The 22,371-nt window shown below is 57.2% G+C and carries 17 protein-coding genes and 2 tRNA genes; 7 read left to right on the top strand and 12 right to left on the bottom strand.

The window, feature by feature from the left end; genetic code table 11:
- Positions 1–295: 295 nt before the first annotated feature.
- The 7 genes from AH68_RS03445 to AH68_RS03415 form a co-directional block, all read right to left on the bottom strand.
- Positions 296–2,938 carry an ABC transporter permease gene (locus AH68_RS03445; RefSeq protein WP_039197681.1) on the bottom strand — a complete coding sequence of 881 codons (2,643 nt, stop codon included), beginning with the start codon at positions 2,936–2,938 and terminating at the stop codon, positions 296–298.
- 41 nt (positions 2,939–2,979) lie between these two features.
- Positions 2,980–3,771: an ABC transporter ATP-binding protein gene (locus tag AH68_RS03440; RefSeq protein ID WP_039197679.1), complete on the bottom strand. Its 792-nt coding sequence runs from the start codon at positions 3,769–3,771 to the stop codon at positions 2,980–2,982.
- Positions 3,772–3,903: 132 nt separating this feature from the next.
- Positions 3,904–4,923, bottom strand: a complete 1,020-nt coding sequence (locus AH68_RS03435; RefSeq protein WP_039197677.1) for an Lrp/AsnC family transcriptional regulator — start codon at positions 4,921–4,923, stop codon at positions 3,904–3,906.
- Positions 4,924–4,932: 9 nt separating this feature from the next.
- Complete coding sequence (locus AH68_RS03430; protein ID WP_039197675.1) at positions 4,933–5,751, bottom strand: energy-coupling factor transporter transmembrane component T family protein; 819 nt, start codon at positions 5,749–5,751, stop codon at positions 4,933–4,935.
- Positions 5,751–7,358 (bottom strand): ABC transporter ATP-binding protein, encoded by a 1,608-nt coding sequence (locus AH68_RS03425; protein WP_039199744.1) that lies wholly within the window; start codon positions 7,356–7,358, stop codon positions 5,751–5,753. Before AH68_RS03425 ends, AH68_RS03430 begins: the two co-directional genes overlap by 1 nt.
- 123 nt (positions 7,359–7,481) lie before the next feature.
- Complete coding sequence (locus AH68_RS03420) at positions 7,482–8,033, bottom strand: ECF transporter S component (RefSeq protein ID WP_039197673.1); 552 nt, start codon at positions 8,031–8,033, stop codon at positions 7,482–7,484.
- Positions 8,034–8,292: 259 nt separating this feature from the next.
- A complete protein-coding gene (locus tag AH68_RS03415) occupies positions 8,293–9,606 on the bottom strand; it encodes an O-acetylhomoserine aminocarboxypropyltransferase/cysteine synthase family protein (RefSeq protein ID WP_039197671.1) in 1,314 nt (437 codons plus the stop codon).
- A 330-nt stretch (positions 9,607–9,936) separates the two neighbouring features.
- On the opposite strand from AH68_RS03415, the gene AH68_RS03410 reads away from it, so the two are divergent.
- The 7 genes from AH68_RS03410 to AH68_RS03380 all read left to right on the top strand — a co-directional run bounded on the left by AH68_RS03410 (position 9,937) and on the right by AH68_RS03380 (position 17,991).
- Complete coding sequence (locus AH68_RS03410; RefSeq protein ID WP_039197669.1) at positions 9,937–10,812, top strand: pyridoxamine kinase; 876 nt, start codon at positions 9,937–9,939, stop codon at positions 10,810–10,812.
- 172 nt (positions 10,813–10,984) lie between these two features.
- The gene (locus tag AH68_RS03405) at positions 10,985–11,437 is read left to right on the top strand and encodes a YraN family protein (RefSeq protein ID WP_039197667.1); all 453 of its coding nucleotides are present in this window, start codon (positions 10,985–10,987) and stop codon (positions 11,435–11,437) included.
- Positions 11,437–12,966, top strand: a complete 1,530-nt coding sequence (locus tag AH68_RS03400) for a YifB family Mg chelatase-like AAA ATPase (protein ID WP_039197665.1) — start codon at positions 11,437–11,439, stop codon at positions 12,964–12,966. The genes AH68_RS03405 and AH68_RS03400 overlap by 1 nt, the downstream gene beginning before the upstream one ends.
- Positions 12,963–14,330: a DNA-processing protein DprA gene (locus AH68_RS03395; RefSeq protein ID WP_052189132.1), complete on the top strand. Its 1,368-nt coding sequence runs from the start codon at positions 12,963–12,965 to the stop codon at positions 14,328–14,330. The genes AH68_RS03400 and AH68_RS03395 overlap by 4 nt, the downstream gene beginning before the upstream one ends.
- A gap of 124 nt (positions 14,331–14,454) precedes the next feature.
- Positions 14,455–16,317 (top strand): FAD-binding protein, encoded by a 1,863-nt coding sequence (locus AH68_RS03390; RefSeq protein WP_039197662.1) that lies wholly within the window; start codon positions 14,455–14,457, stop codon positions 16,315–16,317.
- Between the two features lie 59 nt (positions 16,318–16,376).
- Complete coding sequence (locus AH68_RS03385; protein WP_039197659.1) at positions 16,377–17,315, top strand: succinate dehydrogenase/fumarate reductase iron-sulfur subunit; 939 nt, start codon at positions 16,377–16,379, stop codon at positions 17,313–17,315.
- A 4-nt stretch (positions 17,316–17,319) separates the two neighbouring features.
- Positions 17,320–17,991: an O-methyltransferase gene (locus AH68_RS03380; RefSeq protein ID WP_039197657.1), complete on the top strand. Its 672-nt coding sequence runs from the start codon at positions 17,320–17,322 to the stop codon at positions 17,989–17,991.
- A gap of 123 nt (positions 17,992–18,114) precedes the next feature.
- Here the strand turns inward: AH68_RS03380 and nhaA are convergent, their stop codons facing one another.
- From nhaA to AH68_RS03355, 5 genes are all read right to left on the bottom strand, one after another.
- Entirely contained in the window at positions 18,115–19,485 is a 1,371-nt protein-coding gene (nhaA, locus tag AH68_RS03375) for a Na+/H+ antiporter NhaA (RefSeq protein ID WP_039197656.1), read from the bottom strand.
- Between the two features lie 359 nt (positions 19,486–19,844).
- Positions 19,845–19,918: transfer RNA gene (locus AH68_RS03370), tRNA-Arg, on the bottom strand.
- A 44-nt stretch (positions 19,919–19,962) separates the two neighbouring features.
- A tRNA-Arg gene (locus AH68_RS03365) sits at positions 19,963–20,036 on the bottom strand.
- Between the two features lie 166 nt (positions 20,037–20,202).
- Entirely contained in the window at positions 20,203–21,516 is a 1,314-nt protein-coding gene (gene clpX / locus AH68_RS03360; RefSeq protein ID WP_039197654.1) for an ATP-dependent Clp protease ATP-binding subunit ClpX, read from the bottom strand.
- Positions 21,517–21,668: 152 nt separating this feature from the next.
- Complete coding sequence (locus AH68_RS03355; RefSeq protein ID WP_039197652.1) at positions 21,669–22,370, bottom strand: ATP-dependent Clp protease proteolytic subunit; 702 nt, start codon at positions 22,368–22,370, stop codon at positions 21,669–21,671.
- Position 22,371 lies beyond the last annotated feature (1 nt).

The raw sequence follows: 22,371 nt of genomic DNA, 5'->3' as shown, positions 1-22,371 counted from the left end.
TTTTCGTATGATTCGAGTGGAATCGTATTCCGGCATTCCGCACGATTCCTATGTCGAACAGGTATGGAAAACCATTGCAAACACCCGGTTCGGCAACATTGCCACCATGTTTCGCTAACGTTTCTCTGCTTACATGCCGGTCACATTTCCGTCCGGAGCTCCTCTGGCCTCATAATGAAATGAATCGTCAAGCGCACAATCCTCGCAAATATGAAAAACGAAAAAAGGCTTGCGGACCCACAATATATGCGAGTCACACAAGCCGTTATTCTTTTTCCGATATAAGTTTAGGCGTTTAGGCTTCGGCGAGCGCCTCAACAGGAGGCGTGCTCACTGCCCTACGTGCGGGGAATACGCTGGCGAGCAGCGCTGCCACGGCTGCCACGGCGAGTACGATGCCGTTAATGCCCCATTCGAACGGGAACACCACTTTGCCGTACATGCTGAACACCACGTATGCGCCCAGCCAGCCGAACAGTGTGCCAAGTAGTACGCCCGAGATGCCGGATACCAGCGAGATGAGCAGGGCTTCCACCGCGAGGGAGCGTCGCAACTGGCCTCGAGTCATGCCGATGGCACGCAGTGTGGCGGATTCTCGGGTGCGTTCGATCACTGACAGCGACAGCGTGTTGGCTACGCCGACAAGTGCGATGAGCACGGCCACGGCGATCAACCCCACCAGAAGCATCATCATGGAGTCAATCATGTTCGCCCATACGATGCGTTCGGCGATCGGTCCGGTCACTGTCGCATCAGTGCTCTTCTCCAATGCGGCCTGCATGTCGTTGTAGATGTCGTCAACGGAAACTCCCGACTTGTCAGTGTCTGCCTTGACCAGCAACACATGGGTGGCGGCATCAAGGTCACCATTGGTGAAATGGCTTTCATCCACGAATCCAACAGCTCCATATTGCGCGGATACACGACGGTAGTCGGCTTGGTTGGCTTGCAATGTCAGCGAACGCGTAGCGTCGCCGTTCTGGTTCCATTCAGTGGAGAAATCAGCCGTGCCATTGGCGAACTGCAGCTCCTTGCCGGTTTGCGCATTGTATGTTGGCATGAGCACGCTATCACTGTCGATGGAGGCGTTACCCAAGTTGGCACGCATGACCTGCTTGACCTGATCGATGTTCTTCACGCCGACCAGCAATGCGGACGTAGGCTGGGTTCCATCCGCTTTCTCCAAGGTCACGGAAACCGCCGGCGCATACAACGTGTCGGACACGCCGTTGATGTCAGATACATCCTTGACCATTTGCTGGCTGATGTCATCGCCCATGGCCACGATGTCGACGCTATAACGGGTGGCGAGCGCACCATTCATAGTCTCTTTGGCGCTAGCGGCACCGGTTGCGATGGTGGAGACCAAGGTGACACCGATGAGCAGAGCGGCACCGGTTGCTGCGATGCGTCGCGGATTCTTCTGAATGTTGGCGTGTGCAACTGTTGCGGAAGGACCTGTCAGCGAGGCCAACGCTCCAACGCCCTTCATGAGGGTCGGCATCCAGAATACCGCGGTGACCACCATGCCGAGGAACACCAGTGCTGCACCGGCGATGGCTATGAGCAGAATCATCGTGAATTGATCGCCGCTCGCATCCTCGCCGCCGTTGGTGGCCTGCACCTGCCAGATGGAGAATATGGCCATGGCGATACCGACCACCACCATCAGAATACCGATTATGGCTCGCGTAAGGCTGGAACGACGGTTGTCGGTCAGTTCAATCGGACGCAATGCCTCCAATGGCGTTACCGCGGTGGCGGAACGTGCAGATCCCATGGATGCAAGCACCGTCACCACAATGCCGAAGAGAATCGGTACGACGGCGGCTTGCCAGGAGAAGTTGAACCGCATACCCGCCTGCATGATGTCGCTGACGCACATGCCCCACATGAGCAGGCTTCCAAGCACCACGCCAAGCACGGATGCGACGAAGCCGAGCACCACCGCTTCGAACAGCACGGAACCATACAGTTGGCCTTTCTTTGCGCCGATGGTGCGTAGCAAGGCGAGTGTGCGGCGGCGTTGCGCCACGAGCACTTGGAACGTGTTGGCGATCACCAGAGCCGCCACGAACATGGCAAGCACGCCGAAGCACATAAGGAATGTGGTGACGATGTTGGTTTGGTTGCCGCTTAAGGATTTGATGCTTTCGTCACTGATTTGCTGTCGTGACATCAGATCGAAATGCTTTGGCAGCAACGCTTTCACACCGTTGATGGTTTTTGCGGATACGCTGTTTCCATCCAAGGCAAGGTCGAGATACACCATTGTTGTTCCGGTGGCGCTGAAATCGTCCACTCCCTGCATTGCGGCAAGCAGATTGTTGGATCCTACGATCGCACCACCATAGTACGAGTAGGCGCCGTTCGGATCGGACGTGAGTCCTACCACGCGCACGTTGTCCGCCTTGGCTTTGCCATCGTCGCCTACCGCATATCGGGAGGTCAGGCTTACAGTGTCTCCAACGCCGACGTTCAACTGTTTCGCCATGTCTTCCGGCAGCGCGACTTCGTTGGAATCCTTCGGTTGGTCCCCTTCCGTGACATTCACGGGGAGCATGTTCTTCTGTGCCGCGGTGGAAATGATCTCGCCGCTGACGGTGCTGTCTCCCTTGGAAACGCTGACGTCGGTTTCCACCGAGGCACGGACGCCGCCAACCCCTTCGATGCCGGCGATCTGGTCGAGATGAAAGTCGCCGACAGTGCTGGAGTACGCTTCGTTGAGTTCCTCATCGCTCAGGTCGGAGCTGTTGACGGTCACCGCATAGTTGGCGTTTCCGAACATAGCGGTCAGCCGCCGCGTCAGGGAGTCGTTCATGGCATTGCCGAACAGGAAGGTGCTGGCGATGAACGCCGTGCCGATCATGATGGCGATGCCTGCGGGTATGAGCATGCGCTTGGTTTTTCGCATGAGTTTCAAAGTGATGGACCACATGGTGGATTCTGTTCCCTTCTTCGAATGCTTCTACAGTGCGTTTAGTGGGAATGTCTCGCGGAAGCCACATTCATTGTGGCGGCTTCGCGTTCCTTCATCAGCAGTTCACTCATCTGGTCTGCTGTCGGCTTGTTCACGTCCGCCACGATCTGGCCGTCGGCGAACACGAGCGCACGGTCGGCGTAAGACGCGGCGACCGCATCATGCGTAACCATGATGATGGTTTGGCCAAGTTCGTTGACGGAACGTTTCAGGAAGCTCAGCACTTCGGCGCTTGATACGGAGTCAAGATTGCCGGTGGGCTCGTCTGCGAACACTAGTTTCGGTTTGGTGATCAATGCTCGTGCGATGGCCACCCGCTGCTGTTGACCTCCCGATAGTTCGTTCGGACGATGGTTGAGACGTTCCTTAAGGCCAAGCGTTTCCACCAGCAGACGCAACCACTGTCGGTCGGGTTTCGCTCCAGCCAAGGTCAATGGCATGAGAATGTTCTGTTCGGCGGTGAACATCGGCAGCAGATTGAAGCTTTGGAAGATGAATCCGATGTCGCGGCGGCGCAGCAACGTAAGCTGGTTGTCGTTCATGCGAGTCAGATCGTCGCCATTGAATATGATGTGCCCGCCGGTCGCGGAATCCAGTCCTGCCAACGTGTGCATCAACGTGGATTTGCCGGAACCGGAAGGTCCCATAATCGCCGTGAATTTTCCTTTTTCAAAAGCAACGTTGACGCCACGCAACGCATGCACCGTGTTATTTCCGGAACCGTAGTCCTTCACAAGATCCACGGTTGCAATGGCCGTATTGGTAGCTTTGATGGTGTCCCTGATATCCATGCTGTCATTCCTTTCTTTGGATTACCTCCAAAATTACGGAAAAACAGCTGATTCCAATATCATGCGTTGGTCTGAATTATCATCTCATCCTTGAGAATGAGCAAAAATGAGACGCCCCATGCCATTGATTTATCAATCGTCGAGGAGTACACCATCCTGCGGAGGTTCGAGCCAGTACGACTCTTTTTCCACACTGACGGTGGAAGCCCACCATGTCTGATCCACGCCTGGCAGCGAACGGATGGACTCATCCACCACACGCCATAAGTCCTCGTCATCTCCGGCGATGATTTCGATGAGATAGTCGGCGCCATTCAAACCGACTCCGCTCATCGCATATGTCACCTCGTCGATCGCTAACAACTGTTCGATGTCGAGCCGATACGGAGGCCTCACACCGATGCCGAGAAACGCTTGGCGGAATCCGCCTAAACGCATGGGGCTGACCGTGGCCATAATGCGCATCACACCGGAATCCTCCAGTTTTTTGACGCGCCCACGAATCGCGGTGTGCGTCACACCAAGATGCTCCCCTAGCATGGCGTAGCTTGCCCTGCCGTCTTTCTGCAATTCGTTGAACGTGTGCACGAATCGCGCGTCCAACCGATGCACGGGAATATCGGTGCCGACGCTGGCCTCACGTTTGGTCATGAACCCAGTTTCGCCGCGTTCGGCCAGCAGACGGTTGACCACGCTGACATTATGGTCGTCAAGCACCAATCGACCGCAGGAGAACACTTGCAGACGGGTCAATCCGGGCAGTGCGCGCAAATCGTACTTCAGGAAATGGTCCATACCTTCGGCTGAATACACCACAGCTTCGGCGATGATGTCGGCATCGCCCAGCGCGCAGACCACATAGGTGACCTGAGGCATGGCTTTGAGCATGGCGAGCGCCTCGTTGCGATTGCCGTTGATGCGCAGTCCCACAAGCACCTGACTGTAATTTCCGAGACTCAACGGATTGCATACGGGCACAATGGTCATGATGCCCGCATCGGTGAGCCGTTTGTAGCTTTCCGTCGCCGCATATACGGAAATGCCGATTTTATCGGCAAGCGCCTGCATGGTCATGCGTCCGTTGCATTGCAGTGCCGAGACCACCTTCAAATCACGTGCGGTGATTGTGGTACGCCCTTCATCCTGCGTCATCACGCCTCCCTATGACAGCCATGTCATCAACCACACGCTGCCTGCGGTGGCGGCGATGGTAATCACGAGAATAATCCAGTCGGCAATTCTCATCGTAAGGTTGACCCGATATGTGCGTTTCACGCCGTTCCGATTCAGGTTGAGTCCGCGCGATTCCATGGCCCAGCCCACGCTTTGGCTCATTTTGTAGGCGCGGATCAATACGGCAATGATGATTGGCAGATACGATTTGAACCGGTCTACGAGACGCACTAATATGTTACGTTTTTTACCTGCCGCATTGACTTTGCCGCTCAGATCAAGCCCTCGAGCACGCTGCGCTTCGGACACGGATTGGAAGATGGAGAAGAACACGGGAATATACCGTAATGCGGTTGCCAAGGTAAGCCCGGCCTTGTAGGGCACACCGAGCGAGGTAAGGCCACGAACCAGTTTGGTCTGGCTGGTGGTGAACAGCGTGATGAAGCATGCAAAGCCGAGCGCTGGAATGCGCAGACCCATCACCGCCGCCATGAGCAGGTTCTCCTGCGTGAGACGCAGCCATCCCCACTGCCAGAGCACGTGCGTTCCACTCTGGTCGAAGACCGGCCAAAGCACCACGATGAACACGATGAGCACGGCGAGGATCTTCCATACCCATCCAATGCGTTCGGCGGGCACACAGTCGGTGGCGAGCATCACATGTTCGAGAATGAGGATGCCGAGGATGAACGCCCAGTTACGCCATACGAGGCAAAGGGCCAGCATGACGATGGAGATGAGGAATTTGACGCGCGGATCGGTGCGATGCAACCATCCGTCGCCTGGCACATACAGGTCGGCATCCATCAGCGTTCCTCCTTGTCGCATTCATCCTTGGCGATTTTCAACAATACGTGGGTCGCTGATACCGGACCGCGCGCCTTGTGCGGCTGCCGCGCCTGTCGCGCGGACGATTGTTGCGCTTTCTGCGATTTGTCGATCGGTCCATATTGCACGACATGACCGTCTTCCAATTCGAGCACGTGCGTGCAATACCGATATACGGCACGCATGTCATGGCTGATCATGATGACGGTGACGCCACGCCGGTTGAGTTTTTCCACGGCTCCAAGGAATCGTGATGCGAGACGATGGTCGAGACCCGCCGTAGGTTCGTCGAGGACGAGTATTGGCGTGCGCATGGCGATCACCGAAGACAATGCCACCGCACGTCGTTCGCCGTAGCCGAGCGTAGCCGGCGAAACGTCCTCATACCGGTGCAGGTCGAACAATGTCATCATTTCGTCGACACGTTTGAACACGGTGGCCGTGTCAAGTCCGAGCGCGGTCGGACCGAACGCGATCTCCTCTTTGGTGCTGGAACAGAAGATCTGATGGTCGGGATTTTGGAATACGAATCCGACGTGCGCGGCCATTTCACCCACGCTATGCTTCGATACGTCGAGCCCATCCACATTCACGATTCCTTGCGTGGGTTGAATCAGCCCGTTCAGATGCTTGGCGAGCGTGGTTTTGCCTGACCCGTTGCGCCCGATAAGCCCTACGAAGGCGCCCTGTTCGATATCCAGGCTGACGTCGTCCAGTGCGGGAGACGCATTGCCGCCCTGTCCATAGCGGTGCGTCACATGGTCCAGACTGATGATCGCATGCTTCGGTTTGCCGTCATTCCTTACCGGCAACGCCTTGATGACAGGGGACGGTCCGTCACTCACCCGCACGCCGGAGGATTCCAACAGTCCGCGTTCCCGGGTAAATAGGCTGGCGTCTCCATTGCGCACCACTTCACCGTTGACCATGAACAGCACCTGATCGGCCCAGTAGGCGATGTGTTCGGTATCCTGCTCGGCCATGATCACCGTCATGGAACGGGTCTGGCGAATGCGTTCGAGCACGTCGAACACTTCCTGCTTGCCTTCGGGGTCGAGGGCCGCGGTGGGTTCGTCAAGAATAAGCACATCGGGTTCCGCCGCGAGCGCGGCGGCGATGGCCACGCGCTGCATCTGGCCTCCCGACAGGCTGGTCGGTACACGTTTGCGGTATCCGGCCATGCCGACCAAGTCAAGCATGATGTCGATCTGCTTGTCGATGATGTTTGGGGCTACTCCGCGGTTTTCCAGCGGGAAAGCGATCTCATCCTCGACACTCGAGCAGAACAGCTGCGCCTCCGGATCCTGTTGCACGTAGCCGACGCGCTCCGACAGTGCCGAGACGGAGTGCCTGCTCGTATTCATGCCGTTAACTTCCACGACACCGCTCATAGTGCCGTCGGCCAGGTTCGGAATGATGCCGGCCAATGCCATGCATAGCGTGGATTTGCCAGCTCCGGTCGGTCCGATGATGCCGACGAAGGAGCCGGACCGGATGTCGAAGCTGACGCGCTTGAGACTTTCCACCGGCTTGCCCCCGTCGGTCAGTGGCGCGTACTTCCATCCTAAGTCGCGAACCGTAATCATGACGCCCACCCCGTGCTTTCACGCATTTTTTTCCGCAGCCGGCAACCGCATTTCACAATAAAACCCGTGGAATCGCCTTTCATCGGCAAATCCACGGGCCTGCCTTCACATGATATTAATGTATCACTCCCCCGCCTTAATACCGAGGTTGCCCAAACGTACCAGCGGCGGATAGGCCTGACGAACGGCGGTGAACAGCGCGAAGCCCACAATCAGACCCACCGCCATCTGGAAGGAGTTGCCCGCGATCTCACCCAACGCCGGGCCAAATCCGGAAAGGATTCCGCCTGCGATGAAATAGCCGAACACCTTCCATACGCCTGCGATCACCGAGCCGATAATGATGTTCGCCGGATTGAATTTCTTGACGAGCAGGCCCACGAGCACGGCCTGCAGGCCATCGATGATGAACGTGAAGATGGCCCACTGCGGATAACCGGAAATCAGATCGCTCAACGCCGGGCCAAGACCGCCGATAACGCCGCCCACCCATGGTCCGAACGCATACGCGCTGAAATAGATCATGGTGTCGGACAGGTTGAGGTAGCCACGGATCGGTGTCGGGATCTTCACGAGCATGGTCAGCACCGTGGTGACCGCGGTCATAATGGCGATTAGCGGAATGGTGTTGACATGCAACGCCTTTTTGATATCGTTCTTGACTTCTTGAGCCATGATCTCTTCTCTCTTTACGTTATTCTCAATATCATCGGTAATGCTTGTATTTTTGAAAGAATCTAATGTTTTTTCTTTCAAAGAAAAGAATTGAGATATTGCTTTTCGTAACAACCGCAGATTCTATACCAGCTGTAATACATTGAGATGACATCGTTTGCAGATACGACGAAACGGTCTGCGACACCACCCCTTCTTTTCGATGTCGCAGACCGTTTCATTTGTTTAGGATGGCGCTATTCCGCCGATCCGATGCATTTCACTTGGCAAGACCAGATTCACGCAGAGCCGCGAAACCACCCTTGAGATCGTCGAGGATGTCTTCGATGTTCTCGGTGCCGATGGACAGACGAATGGTGCCCTGGTGAATGCCCTGGTCCTCGAGCTCCTCCACTGTCTCCTGAGAGTGCGTGGTGGAGGCCGGGTGGATCACGAGGCTCTTGGCGTCGGCCACGTTGGCCAACAGGCTGAACAGGTGCAGGTTGTCGATGAACACGCGTGCCGCGTCCTTGCCGCCCTTGATGTCGAAGGTGAAGATGGAGCCGCCGCCATTCGGGAAGTACTTCTTGTACAGCTCGTTGTCCTTGCGGCCTTCGATGGACGGGTGGGAGATGGACTCGACTTCCGGAACGGTCTTCAGATAGTCGATGACCTTCAGCGCGTTCTCAACATGGCGTTCGACACGCAACGACAGGGTTTCGGTGCCCTGCAGCAGCAGGAATGCGGCGAACGGAGACAGGGTGGCACCGGTGTCGCGCAGCAGGATGGCGCGGATGCGGGTCACGAACGCGGAGCCGCCCAGAGCCTCGTAGAAGTTCAATCCGTGATAGGACGGATCCGGCTCGGTCAGGGTCGGGAACTTGCCCGGCACTTCGGCCCAGTTGAAATTGCCGCCTTCAACGATCACACCGCCGAGGGTGGTGCCGTGGCCGCCAATGAACTTGGTTGCGGATTCGACCACGACATCAGCGCCATGCTCCAGCGGGCGGAACAGGTACGGGGTGGCGAAGGTGTTGTCGACGATCACCGGCAGATGATGCTTGTGGGCGATGGCGGTGATGGCTTCGAAGTCTGGCAGGTCGGCGTTCGGATTGCCGAAGGTCTCGAAGTAGACGAGCTTGGTGTTCTCCTGGATGGCGTCCTCGAACTCCTGCGGATTCTCGGCGGAGACGAAGGTGGTGGTGATGCCGTCACGCGGCAGGGTGTGACGCAGCAGGTTGAAGGTGCCACCGTATATGTTCTTGGCGGCGACGATGTGATCGCCGGACTGGGTAATGTTGCGCACCGCGTATTCGACCGCGGCTGCGCCGGATGCGACGGCCAGACCTGCGGTGCCGCCTTCGAGGGCTGCGATGCGGTCTTCGAACACGCTTTGGGTGGAGTTGGTCAGGCGGCCGTAGATGTTGCCTGGATCAGCCAGTCCGAAACGGGCCTCGGCGTGGTCGAAATTATGGAACACGTAGCTGGTGGTCTGGTAGATCGGCACCGCGCGGGAATCGGTTGCCGGATCGGCCTGCTCCTGGCCGACGTGAAGCTGCAGGGTTTCGAAGCGGTAGTTCTTGGAATCTGCCATGGTTTCTGCTCCTTGTGTGGAATGGTTCGTTGCCTGTCTTGCTGGCCACCCGCCTTGCCGTGTGTGGCGGCTGGTCAGGTGTTGGTAGTGACAATAATCCGGCCGCGCTCCGCAATGCAAGCCAAACGTTATCGCACTTGCCTATATCCCTTTATAAACCGTTGGAATCATTGCCATTCAAGCTCTACAAAACCGTTCTGACAACCATCTGGAAAACTGCGACACGCCGGCAAACGGCACTGCGGTGAAACACCGTGCGAAGCATCGAGTCTCCGAAGTCAGACGGGCGGCTAAAGTCGTGGTCAGACAATCGCAAGAGAGGGTTTCAACATGGATGACGTGATTCTGTATGATCGCGACCCGCATTATGTTCCGCGCGTTGCGGCGGTGCATGACATGTGCGGATACGGCAATTGCTCGCTGACGGCGGCCATTCCGATCCTGTCGGCGGCCGGGTGCGACGTGTGCCCGGTGCCGACCGCGCTGTTTTCGGCACACACGCGCTACAGCGTATTCACCTTCCACGATACGACTGAGATTTTGGACGGCTATCTGGACGCATGGCGTAAGGAGAACGTCGATTTGGACGGCGTGTATTCCGGTTTTCTTGGCTCCGCCGAACAGGTTGCGATTATCAAACGCCTGTATTCGCAATATCCGCATGCCTTGCGTTTGGTGGATCCGGTAATGGGAGATGGAGGCGAAATCTACGCCACATACACGCCGGAACTCTGCGAAGCTATGGGCACGCTGGTGGATGGCGCCGACGTGCTGATGCCGAATTTGACGGAAGCATCCATATTGACGAAACGCACATACCCAGGGCGCGATCTGAGCGATGCCGAAGTAAATGACATGATTGACGCATTGCTTGATTTGGGTGCGAAAAACGTGGTTTTGAAAGGCATCGATCATGACGATGGCACGATTCGCAATTATGTTGCCTCAGCTGCTTCGGGGGCTTCTGGCAAGCAGGAGCTTGCGCACAGCAAGCTGCCGTTCATGACGCATGGTACCGGCGACGCGTTCGCTTCCGCACTCTGTGGTGCGCTGATGGCGGGCAGGCCGTTAGCCGAATCGGCACATATCGCAGGCGAGTTCGTGCGTCATGCCATGGAAAACACGCAGTATCAGCCGCATCATGATGAACGTGGCGTGAGCTTTGAACTGAATCTTGACGAGCTGACGCAGCTGGTCCGTCACTGAGCATTCCGATCATATACGGTTTCGGGCGTTCCACAGCCATTGGTCCCGTGGAGCAATGTGGATAACGGCAAGTTATCCACCGACTATCCCAAACACGCCCGAAACCGCATCCTTTATCCACATTCGCCGTTCACGCTTGCTTCACACCGATTCTTTCTGCTGGACTTGAACCATGAACGGCAACACAACATATGACGTTCCGATCGCAACGCAGCGTTCGGAACAGCTTCTTGATTCCATCGCACAGCGATTGCATGATGGCACTCTGTGCGCACGGCAGCTCGGCGAACTTGGCGAACAGTATGCGGCCGCATGGCTGGAAAGCCAGGGCTGGCAGACGCTCGACCGCAATTGGCACTGCCGGTATGGCGAACTCGACATCGTCTCACGCGACGATGCGGGAATCATCGTCTTCGTCGAAGTCAAAACCAGGCGGACGCTCCGCTATGGCACTCCGCAGGAAGCCGTGACGTCATCCAAGCAGATCAACCTGCGCCACGCGGCCGTGCAGTGGCTGTCGGACAGCGACCATCGCACACCACACAACGGCGTACGCTTCGACGTCATCACCGTCATCGTACGTGACGGCAAGCCGCTTGTGCACCATATTGAAGGAGCGTTCTGATGGCCATCGGCAGCGCACTTTCCGTGGGACTAATCGGATTGAAAGCCTTCATCATCCAAATCCAGGCGTTCGTCTCCCCCGGACTTCCTTACTTCTCCATCATCGGACTTCCCGACACCTCGCTTTCCGAAGCGAGGGAACGTGTCAAATCCGCATGCCAAGCCAGCGGCGCAAAATGGCCAGAGACACGGGTCACGGTCAATCTTTCGCCGGCATCCATGCCCAAACGCGGTTCCTCTCATGATCTGGCGATAGCAGCGAGCGTGTTCAGCGCATCCGGAACGATACCCCACGATTGCCTGAAAGACACTGTCGTGCTCGGGGAAGTGAATCTCGACGGCACGGTGCTTCCCATCAACGGACTACTGCCGATTCTGCTGCACGCACGCGATCAGGGCGTCTGCAAAGTGATCGTGCCGCATGCCAATCTGGACGAAGCCGCCCTCGTGCCCGACGTCAACGCCATCGGCGTACGCCACGTGGGCGAATTGATCGAACTGATGGGAGGCACCGCGAAGTACGAGATTCCCGACCGGATCAGGGACGTGAACCCCAACGACGCCGCCATGTCGATATACCCTTCCCCGGGAGACATGAATGAGGTCATGGGGCAGGAAACGGCCAAATGGGCGTTGGAGGTGGCGGCCGCAGGTGGACACCATCTGATGATGACCGGCCCTCCCGGTACCGGAAAAACCATGCTTGCTTCGCGCATTCCCGGCATTATGAGCCCGTTAAGCGAATCGGAACAGCTGGAAGTCGCATCAATCCGCTCCCTATGCGGCACATTGCCCAGCTATGGCATCAGCGACATTCCACCATTCGAAGCGCCGCACCATACCGCATCCACCGCGTCCCTGGTCGGCGGTGGCGCAGGGTTGGCGCAGCCAGGCGCGATCACACGGGCGCACCGGGGCATTCTGTTCATGGACGAGGCGCCCGAATTCTCGGCACGCACCCTACAAACATTGCGCGAACCCTTGGAATCCGGGTACGTGGCAATATCGCGTGCGAAAGGCACCACCTACTATCCAGCGAGATTCCAACTGATCATGGCGGCCAATCCCTGCCCCTGCGGTTACGCCTACGGCAACGGCGAACGCTGCACCTGCAAGGAAAAAGACCGTATCAAATACTTCAGCCGACTGTCCGGGCCGATCCTCGACCGCATCGACATTCAAATCGAAGTGCCTCCCGTGGAACGAATCAATCCGGGAATGACACCTTCCGGCGAATCCAGCCATGCCATTCGCCTGAGGGTCATCGTAGCAAGGCAAACCGCGCAGGAGCGTTTTCGTGAATTCGGGTGGGTCTGCAATGCGCAGGCCACCGGAACATGGCTTCGCGCCAACACGTCCACGAAAGCCATCGAACTGGTGAACCATGCGTTGGCCAGTGAGCGGCTCAGCCTCAGAGGGGCGGACCGTGCCATGCGGCTCGCATGGACTCTGGCCGACCTATCAGGCAAAACCTCTCCGGGGCAGGAAGAGATGATGCAGGGAATCTCCATGAGAACGAAGTTGACATGAATGAAAATACAAATACGAACGGCAACACAACCGCCATTGACGACGAGACCCTGGCACGTGCGGTGCTCACCTACTGTCTGGACAGCGCCGACGCGATGATGTACGCGCTGATCAAAGGCATCGGATCAGCCACGCACACCTTGCAACTACTCGCCGACAGCGGTCCAGGCAATCATGAAAACGTGACCACAGCCGCTTGCAAAACCCTGGATGCGGCATTCATCAACGGCATCACGCGTTGGGGACGCAGCATCAACTCCCGAGGCATGGCCTCATTCCATGGTGCAATGGTCTCCTGGCAGCATCGTTTGACCACACTGCCCAGCACCGATCCCGATGAGCTCAAGGACTGGTTCACAGTAGGAGGCACACAGTGGATCGTCGCACCACACCATCCCTGCTGGCCTTCGCAGCTCGCCGACCTCACCATGTATACGGACTGGGCCGCCCCATTATGTCTCTGGGGGCAAGGCAACCCGCAAGCATTGGTATCATGTCCGGAACCGATCGGCATCGTCGGGTCACGCGGAGTGAGCGAATACGGAAGGCAAAGTGCACACGAGCTTGCCAAACAGGCAGCCCGTGCCGGGCACCTCATAGTATCCGGGGGCGCCTTGGGCACCGATGCGGCAGCCCACTGGGGTGCCATCCAAGCCATGGACGAAATCGGGGCTCCCCTCGCGGGCCGCACCGTCGCGGTATTTGCCGGAGGACTCAACCATATCGGGCCGAAAAGCAACGGACGCCTTTTTGAAACCATCATCAGCCACTCCGGCGCACTGATCTCGGAACTGTGCCCAGGAACCGCTCCGGAAGCCAGACGATTCCTCATTAGAAACCGTCTGATAGCGGCCTTGTCGTCCAGCCTCATCGTCGCCCAGGCGCGCGCACGTTCAGGTGCGCTCAACACCGCGGGATGGGCCGACGAACTCAACCGCCGCGTATTCGCGGTGCCAGGAGACGTGACCATGCCACACAACACGGGCTGCAACCGGCTCATTCAAGAAGGACGAGCAAACATCATCTGCTCACTGACCGACATCGATGAATTCTGCCATGCCTCGCACCGCCCGCAACCAGTCGTCATAGACGACGAACAGACGGAAGAACCAGCCGACGACGTCCTGCCGGAATCAGACGACACCACCAGAACCATATTGAAAGCCATACGACAATGCGACGCGAAATATGGCCATGTCTCCACTGACGGACTGCTCGCCATACTGGCAGAGACCAATCCCGAAGAATATCCGATCTCACGAATCGTATTGGAACTCGGTGTACTGGAACTCAACGGACTCATCAACACGCAACACGGTAACATCACCATCGTCAACGCAGACACCGCGCAACAACGCAACTGACACCGCCAATCGTCACAGCCATCGACAAACAAACACGCAAGAACATGCGAAAACACTCATATGACAACATACCCGCCATTCAATGAACCTCAGCGAGGTCACACCTTGTGCGAAAATCGTTGGTATGAGTCCGAAGCATGTTGAAGATATGTATGATGCAGTAATCGTCGGCGCAGGAGCGGCAGGTCTTTCCGCAGCGTTAGGAATGTTGCGAAGCGAGCAGATGCAAGAGCTGAAGGAAGCCGGCATCGAACCGAATATTCTGGTGATTTCCAAGCTCCAGCCGTTGCGCTCGCACACCGGTTCCGCAGAAGGCGGCATCGCGGCCAGCCTCGGCAATGTCGAACATGACGATTGGCATTGGCACTACTACGACACCGTCAAAGGCGGCGATTGGCTGGTCGATCAGGATGCGGCCGAACTGTTCGCGCAAGAGGCTCCGGCAACGGTAATCGAGCTGGAACATGCCGGCGTGGCGTTTTCCCGCACCGAAGACGGGCACATCGCACAGCGTCGTTTCGGCGGGCACACCAAGGATTTCGGCAAGGAACCGGTTCGCCGAGCCGCATACGCCGCAGACCGCATCGGCCATCAGATCCTCTTCTCGCTGTGGCAACAGTGCGTGGCGGAAGGCGTCGAATTCGCGGAAGAATGGTATGTAACCGATCTGGTGATCAGCGAAGATGGCACCAAAGCCGAAGGCGTAGTGGCATTCGACACCCATAAGGGTCAAGTGCACGCCATTCATGCGCGCAACGTGCTTCTGGCCACCGGAGGCGCAGGCCGCCTGTTCCACACCACATCCAATTCGTGGGATCTGACCGGCGACGGCATGGCTCTCACACTGCATGCCGGACTGCAGCTGGAAGACAGCGAATTCGTACAATTCCACCCGACCGGCTTGGCGCATACCGGCATTCTGCTGTCGGAAGCGGCCCGCGCGGAAGGTGGCGTGCTCCGTAATGCCGATGGCGAGGCCTTCATGGAAAAGTACGCTCCCGGGCACGCCGATCTGGCTGCGCGAGACGTGGTCAGCCGCTCCATCACCGCTGAAATCGACGCCGGACGTGGCGTGGCGGATCCGAAGGATCCAGATGGCCCGAAGGATTGCGTGTGGCTCGATATGACCGGCATTGATGCCGACCATATGCATGAAGTGCTGCCTCAGGTGGTGGAAACCATCGAAAAGTACGCCGATCTTGATCCGACCAAGGATTATGTGCCGGTCAAACCGACCGCACACTACACCATGGGCGGCATTCCGATCACCACCAACGGCGAGGTATATCGTTGGACTGACGGCGAACGCGCCATCGTTGACGGCCTGTTCGCAGCCGGCGAATGCTCGTGTGTATCCGTGCACGGCGCGAACCGTCTTGGCGGCAACTCCCTGCTGGATGCCTGCCTGTTCGGCACTCGTTCCGGCAAGGCGCTTGCGGAACGCATCGCCGCCGCTCCGGTGAATGATCCGATGGCCGAAGCCGTTGAAGAGGCCGAAGATGGAACAGACGACGTGCGGCAGGCCGCCGATGCACGTTCCTCTGAATTGAAGGATCTTCTGACGCAGCTTCCCGAAGACGACGAGCACGCTTCGGATAATCCGTATCAGCTTATGGCCGACTTAGGATCCGTTATGGAAAAAGCGGTCGCCGTGCGCTGCGACGCGAACAGCATCGAGCAGGCGCAGGCCATATTGCGTAGCGATCTGGAAGCCCGCGCCCAGGTTTTGCATGCGCATTCCGATTCCGCCACGTTCAATCAGGAGATCACCGCCATTTGGGAGGTGCGACATCTGCTTGAGCTTGGTTCGGCCGTGCTTGCGGCGTCCGACGCTCGCCATGAGTCCCGCGGATCATTGAAACGTCTTGACTTCCCGGAACGTGATGATGAGCAGTTCCTCGCCCATTCCATGGTGGATGCTTCCGGACAGATCTCCTGGCAGCCGGTACATATTGTGAACATGCCGCCAAAAGCCCGTGAGTACTGATCCCTCTGGGCACGGTGTATGGCAAACTTGTTGTCGGTTTTTATTGGAAAGGCGAGTAGATGAGCGGTATGGAAAACGGCATGAACACGGTGACGTTGCGGGTCAATAGGTTCACCCCGCGCCCCGAACGTGCCCGCGACCGCGAACGCGGGGGCTCCCCGTTCGCCCGGAAAAGCTCTCCGTTCGGAGATTCCGGCGCGTCGGCGCGTCGCCGTCCCCGCGGCAAGCAGTGGGTGCAGGATTACACGTTGCATGTGCGTCCGGAAGACACGGTGCTTGATTGCCTGTTGAAGATCAAGCGAACCGTCGATCCGACTTTGGCATTCCGCTATTCCTGCGGTCATGGCATGTGCGGCTCCGACGCGGTGTCCATCAATGGCACGCCGACGCTATTATGTACCGCTTCCGTCAGGGATTGGGCCAAGCAGCCGAATACCGTATTAGTGGACGATGAGGGATTCCGCCATACCGGAGACGCAGATGCGTCGCTTGCAGATGACGCCGTTTCCGTTTCTTCAGGCGATCTTGGCGTGATCGAGCTCGCTCCCCTGCCGGGTTTCCCCGTACAGCGTGACCTGGTTGCCGATATCGATCAGATGCTCGATCAGATCAGGAAGCTTAAGCCGTATTTGCAGGCCAATAACGAATTAGCCACCACCAAAGACGGCAAAATCAACGCTTTTGAATATCTGCAGAATCCTCAGCAGCTTGCCAAATATGAGCTGCTCACCAATTGCATTGCCTGTGGCACTTGCGAAGGAAGCTGCCCAGTGTACGCCGGAGGCGAGGCGTTCATCGGTCCAGCGGCGTTGATCACCGCGTCTCGTTTCATCAATGATTCGCGAGATGGTCAGACGAATGCTCGTATGGATGCCATTGATTCCGCGGACGGTATCGCAGCATGTCAGTCGGTTCGCGCCTGCACCCGCGAATGCCCACGTGGCATCGACGTAGGCGAGGAAATCTGGCAACTAATCGCCCAAGTCAAGGAACGCTGAACCCATGGATAGAACGTCGTACACCAATCTCGCCAAGTCTTGGGAATACGTTGAAGATCATGCGTTCTCACGCCAGTCAACCAACCTGAACGCCATTCGTACCCACGCCGAAGAAGCGGGCATTCCGCAGGGTTCCGCAGCACAGGCGGAGTTGTTGCGCATGCTGGTGCATATGGTGAATGCGTCGTCAGTGATTGCCGTCGGCACCGGTTCCGTAGTGGAAACATTGCAGCTTGTCAATGGTTTGGATAACAGGGGGCAGCTTACCGCGGTCGATTCCTCTTCCCAAGGCATTGCGCTGATTCGCACGTTGTTCAATCATCTTTCCGACGAAACGCAGACCACGCTTCGCGCAGTGAATGCTCCTGTCAACGTGTTTCTGCCGCGTTTGAACGCCGAAACATACGATTTGATCGTTGTTGCCGGCGATTCCGAAAATTATGCTGCCTCTTTTGAGCAGGCTCCCCGCCTGCTGAAGAAGCATGGTGTGATCGTATTCACGGATGTGCTCGCTTTCGACGCTGCGACTTCCGCAGGTGGCGTATTGAATCCCGCCAACCGCGACGCTAAATCCATTGCCATGCGTACCCTGCTGGAAACCGTGGAATCCGATGAACGTTTCATCACCGCGCTCACTCCGACCGGTACGGGTCTGCTCGTAGCAGTCAAGCGCTAGTGTGGCCGTTCCCAGCGGCCTATCGTTTCCTCATACAACAAAGCCGACGCTCACCGATATGTGATAAGCGTCGGCTTTGTTGTGTCTGGCATATGGCGCGGAATGCCATACGCCGGAACGTCGTTATTTGACCTTTGGATGTGTGTTGATCATCTGGCTGACCACAACGGTGCCGTCTTCAAGTACGGATTCCACTTCCCCGGCAGCGTCCTCGTCGGCAGTATGATGCTTATGTTTCGACGATGCGGCAGCGGCCAGTTCGAACTTCTTCGATTGACGGCTCAACAGAATACCAGAAATCACCGCCGCGACCATGGAGCCAACAAGCACGCCAAAGCGTGCCTCCGCAGATAATTCGGCATCCTTATATGCGAGCGAGGAAATCAGGAACGACACGGTGAAGCCAATGCCGCACGCACAGGCTGCGGGGAACATGTCGCGCACGCGCAGCCCCTTGGCCATCTTCAATCCAGCCACATGCGTGGAAAGCCAGGCCGTGACCATGATACCCAAAGGTTTGCCAATCACCAACGCCACCATGACGGCAACAACGACCGGCGAAACGAACAGCGCCAAAGTCAACGACTCAAAATGCACGCCAGTAGCGAACAATGCGAAAACCGGCAAGGCCAGCAGCGCTGAGAACGGTTGCAGCTTGTCCGCATAGCGTTCGGCGCGTGGAGTCTTTTCGCCGTAGCATTCATGCGCGGGAGTAAGCAGACCTACCAGCACGCCAGCCAAGGTAGGATGCACACCGGCTTCGAACATCATCACCCAAGCCAGAATACCGACGATGGCCACGGCAAACCATGGCACTTTGCGCATACGCACGAGGAAATACCACAAGATCGCGCACACGGCGATGCCGACGAACCAGTACCATGCGTTCACCGAGGAGAAGAACACTGCGATCAGAATGATGGCAAGCAGATCGTCCACCGTAGCCAATGTCATCAGGAATGCGCGAATGGAGCCTGGCAACGCCTTGGCGAACAAGGCAAGCACGGCCAGCGAGAACGCGATATCCGTGGCTGTAGGAACCGCCCAACCATGGGACATCTCACCAAATGTGAAATTCGTTCCGGAAGCGATGACCAGCGGATCGGAACCGAAACCGGAGAACAGGAACAGCGTCAACAAGAATAACACCGGCGGGGCCATCATGCCACCGACCGCGCACAGCATCGGCACCGCAGCCGCCTTGGGATTCGCCAGTGAGCCGGTAGTAAGTTCCTGTTTCAATTCCAGTCCAACGGTCAGGAAGAACACCGTCAGAAGGCCGTCTTGCACCCAGTGGCCCAATCCCATGTCGATATTGGTGTGGGGAATGGCGATGCGGAAGCTCTCCAGCTCTTCAAACGCATGTGCCGTGAATGGCAGGTTCGCAAGCAGCAGACCGGCGAGTGCAAAACCGAGCATAATCAAACCCGATATGCGATCGGAAGCGGCGATATATCGTATTTTCGCCCAGAGTCCCTGCTTACGTTCGGTCATTGCTCTCCCGTCTGTTGCCGCGAGTATCCACGGCCCGCCACTCACTTAAGAAAAGCGTCTGCGGTATTGGCATGCGCAGACGCTTCAATAGTGGTTCCAGTGTACCGAGAGGTGTCGGCGTTTATATTTCCAAACCGTCTTTTTCCACTGGGATTCACGGTTTTATTCGTTATGGCAGCTTTTCTTGTACCACACCGTTCGCCCGGAGAGAAACCGAACATATCTCGGCAACAGCCGCTTCACATAGGCATGCTGGTGGGTTTGCGCCGATCTCATTGATTCGAACACCATTCACGGCAGCGCCGCCGTTACTCTCAGAAAAAGAAAGCCTCCCCCGCATTTCGCGAGGGAGGTTCATGTGCGCGAGACAGGATTCGAACCTGCGACCTGCTGATCCGTAGTCAGCTGCTCTAATCCGCTGGGCTACTCGCGCAACGTCATCTCATTTATTTATGCCACCTGATGACCGGTGGCCAGTGCGCGAGACAGGATTCGAACCTGCGACCTGCTGATCCGTAGTCAGCTGCTCTAATCCGCTGGGCTACTCGCGCAACGTTGCTTGTTTTCGGCAACTCGAATAAGATACACCCAAATGGCCGCGCAGCAAAATCTCGGCGTGTCGCACTTGTTTCCGCGGATTTCAGATATGGATTGCAATTGCGTAAAACCCTACGAAATCTGAAATCTTACGAATGTGTATGCGACACGCCGCAAACGCTACGCGGCGCGCCTGCGGGGAATCTCCTCCGTCGAAACCTTCAGCAGTTTCGGAGTGCCGGAGCCATTGACGGAAGCCTCATCCACCACCACTTCCGACACGCCGGTCATACTCGGCAGCTGGAACATCGTATCTTCCAAGATCTTCTCAATAATCGACCGCAAGCCGCGCGCTCCCGTACCCCTGCGAATCGACGTGGCCGCAATCTGCCGCACCGCATCCTCGGTGAACGTCAACGTCACCCCATCGATCGCAAACAGCTTCTGATACTGCTTGACCAGCGCATTTTCCGGTTCGACCAGGATGCGCGCCAAATCATCCTCCGTAAGCTCCTCAAGCACGCTCACCACCGGCAATCTGCCGATGAATTCAGGCAATAAACCGAAATCGGCAAGATCGTCGGCCGAGGCCTGGGCAAGCAGCTCACGATTCGGCACCTCATGATCATGCCAGGCCGCACCAAATCCGCTTTCGCGAGCACCTAGGCGCTGTGCCACAATATCGGCGAGTCCAACGAAAGCACCACCGCAAATGAACAGAATGTCTCGGGTGTCGATCTGCACCGTCTCCATTTCCCGATGTTTGCGTGAACCTTCCACAGGCACGGAAGCCACAGTGCCTTCCAAAATCTTCAGCAGGGCCTGCTGCACGCCCTCACCTGACACATCGCGCGTAATAGACGTGTTCTCGCCGCTTTTGCGCGCTATCTTGTCGATTTCGTCAATATAGATGATGCCCTGCTGCGCACGCGCCACATCGCCGTCAGCGGCCTGGATAAGGCGTTGCAGCACGGTTTCCACATCGTCACCCACATAACCGGCTTCGGTGAGCGTGGTGGCGTCAGCGATCACGAACGGCACGTTCATGACTTTCGCCAGCGTCTGCGCAAGATACGTCTTGCCCACACCGGTAGGTCCCAGCAGCAGAATATTCGATTTGGCCACCTGCACGCCAGCCAACGGATCGTCGTTTTCGCGGGTTGCACGATCGCTTAATTCCGTGGATTCGCGCATTTCCATGTTGACGCGCTTGTAATGGTTGTATACAGCCACGGAAAGCGTACGTTTGGCTGACTCCTGCCCAACCACATAGTTGTCGAGATAGGCGCTGATCTGGGCCGGTTTCGGCAACTGCAACGTATTCAGCTGGGCATCCTTGACACGTTCTTCGGAAATGATGTCGACGCATAGCTCGATGCATTCGTCGCAAATGGCCGCGCCCGACCCGGTAACGAGCTTGCGTACCTGATTTTCCGTTTTACCGCAGAACGTGCATCGTGACACTTCGTCGTTGTAGCTGACCACTCGTCCCATTCGCACCCCTTTGTTTTTCGTACCTGCCATTGAACAACTGACGCCATGCGATCGTCATTGAAAAACACAATACCCCTGCCGACGCCTGGCAGGGGTATTGATTTGTGAAGATGCGCGACTCGACCTTCGGCCAAGATTGCCACAACAACCGTTCAGCCGCGGTGTTCCAGCACCTCGTCGACGATGCCGTATTCCTTGGCCTCCGGAGCGGTCAGGAAGGTGTCGACCTCGATATCCTTGCGAATCTTCTCCACATCACGACCGGTATGTTTGGCCAGTGTATTTTCAAGCCATTCGCGCATACGCAGCATTTCCTTGGCCTGGATTTCAATTTCCGTGGCCTTGCCAAAACCCTGGTCGATGGCTGGCTGATGGATGAGCACGCGGGCATTTGGCAGCATCAGACGCTTGCCCTTGGCACCGGCTGCCAACAGGATGGCGGCCGCAGAAGCGGCCTGACCGAGGCACACGGTCTGCACGTCCGGCTTGATGTACTGCATGGTGTCATAGATGGCGGTCATGGCCGTCATGGATCCGCCCGGGGAATTGATGTACATCATCACATCGCGGTTCGGATCCTGGCTTTCGAGCACCAACAGCTGGGCCATGATGTCATCGGCGGAAGTGTCATCGACCTGCACGCCCATGAAGATGATGCGGTCTTCAAACAGACGGGTGTACGGATCCTGCCTTTTGAAACCGTACGGGGTCTTTTCTTCGAACTGCGGCAAAACGTAGCGGTTCTGCGGCGCGAAAGCTGCTTCGCGAGCAGCCGCCGCCTGGAATCCGACCACTCCGGCCGGACCCGCAAGTCGCTCTGCTCGGGCTACGAACTGGGATTCTTCGCTTGCCATG

The sequence above is a fragment of the Bifidobacterium catenulatum PV20-2 genome, assembly GCF_000800455.1.
Classification (GTDB): domain Bacteria; phylum Actinomycetota; class Actinomycetes; order Actinomycetales; family Bifidobacteriaceae; genus Bifidobacterium; species Bifidobacterium kashiwanohense_A.
The sequence above is the reverse complement of the archived record's forward strand: the minus strand, read 5'-3'. Positions and strand labels throughout refer to the sequence as shown.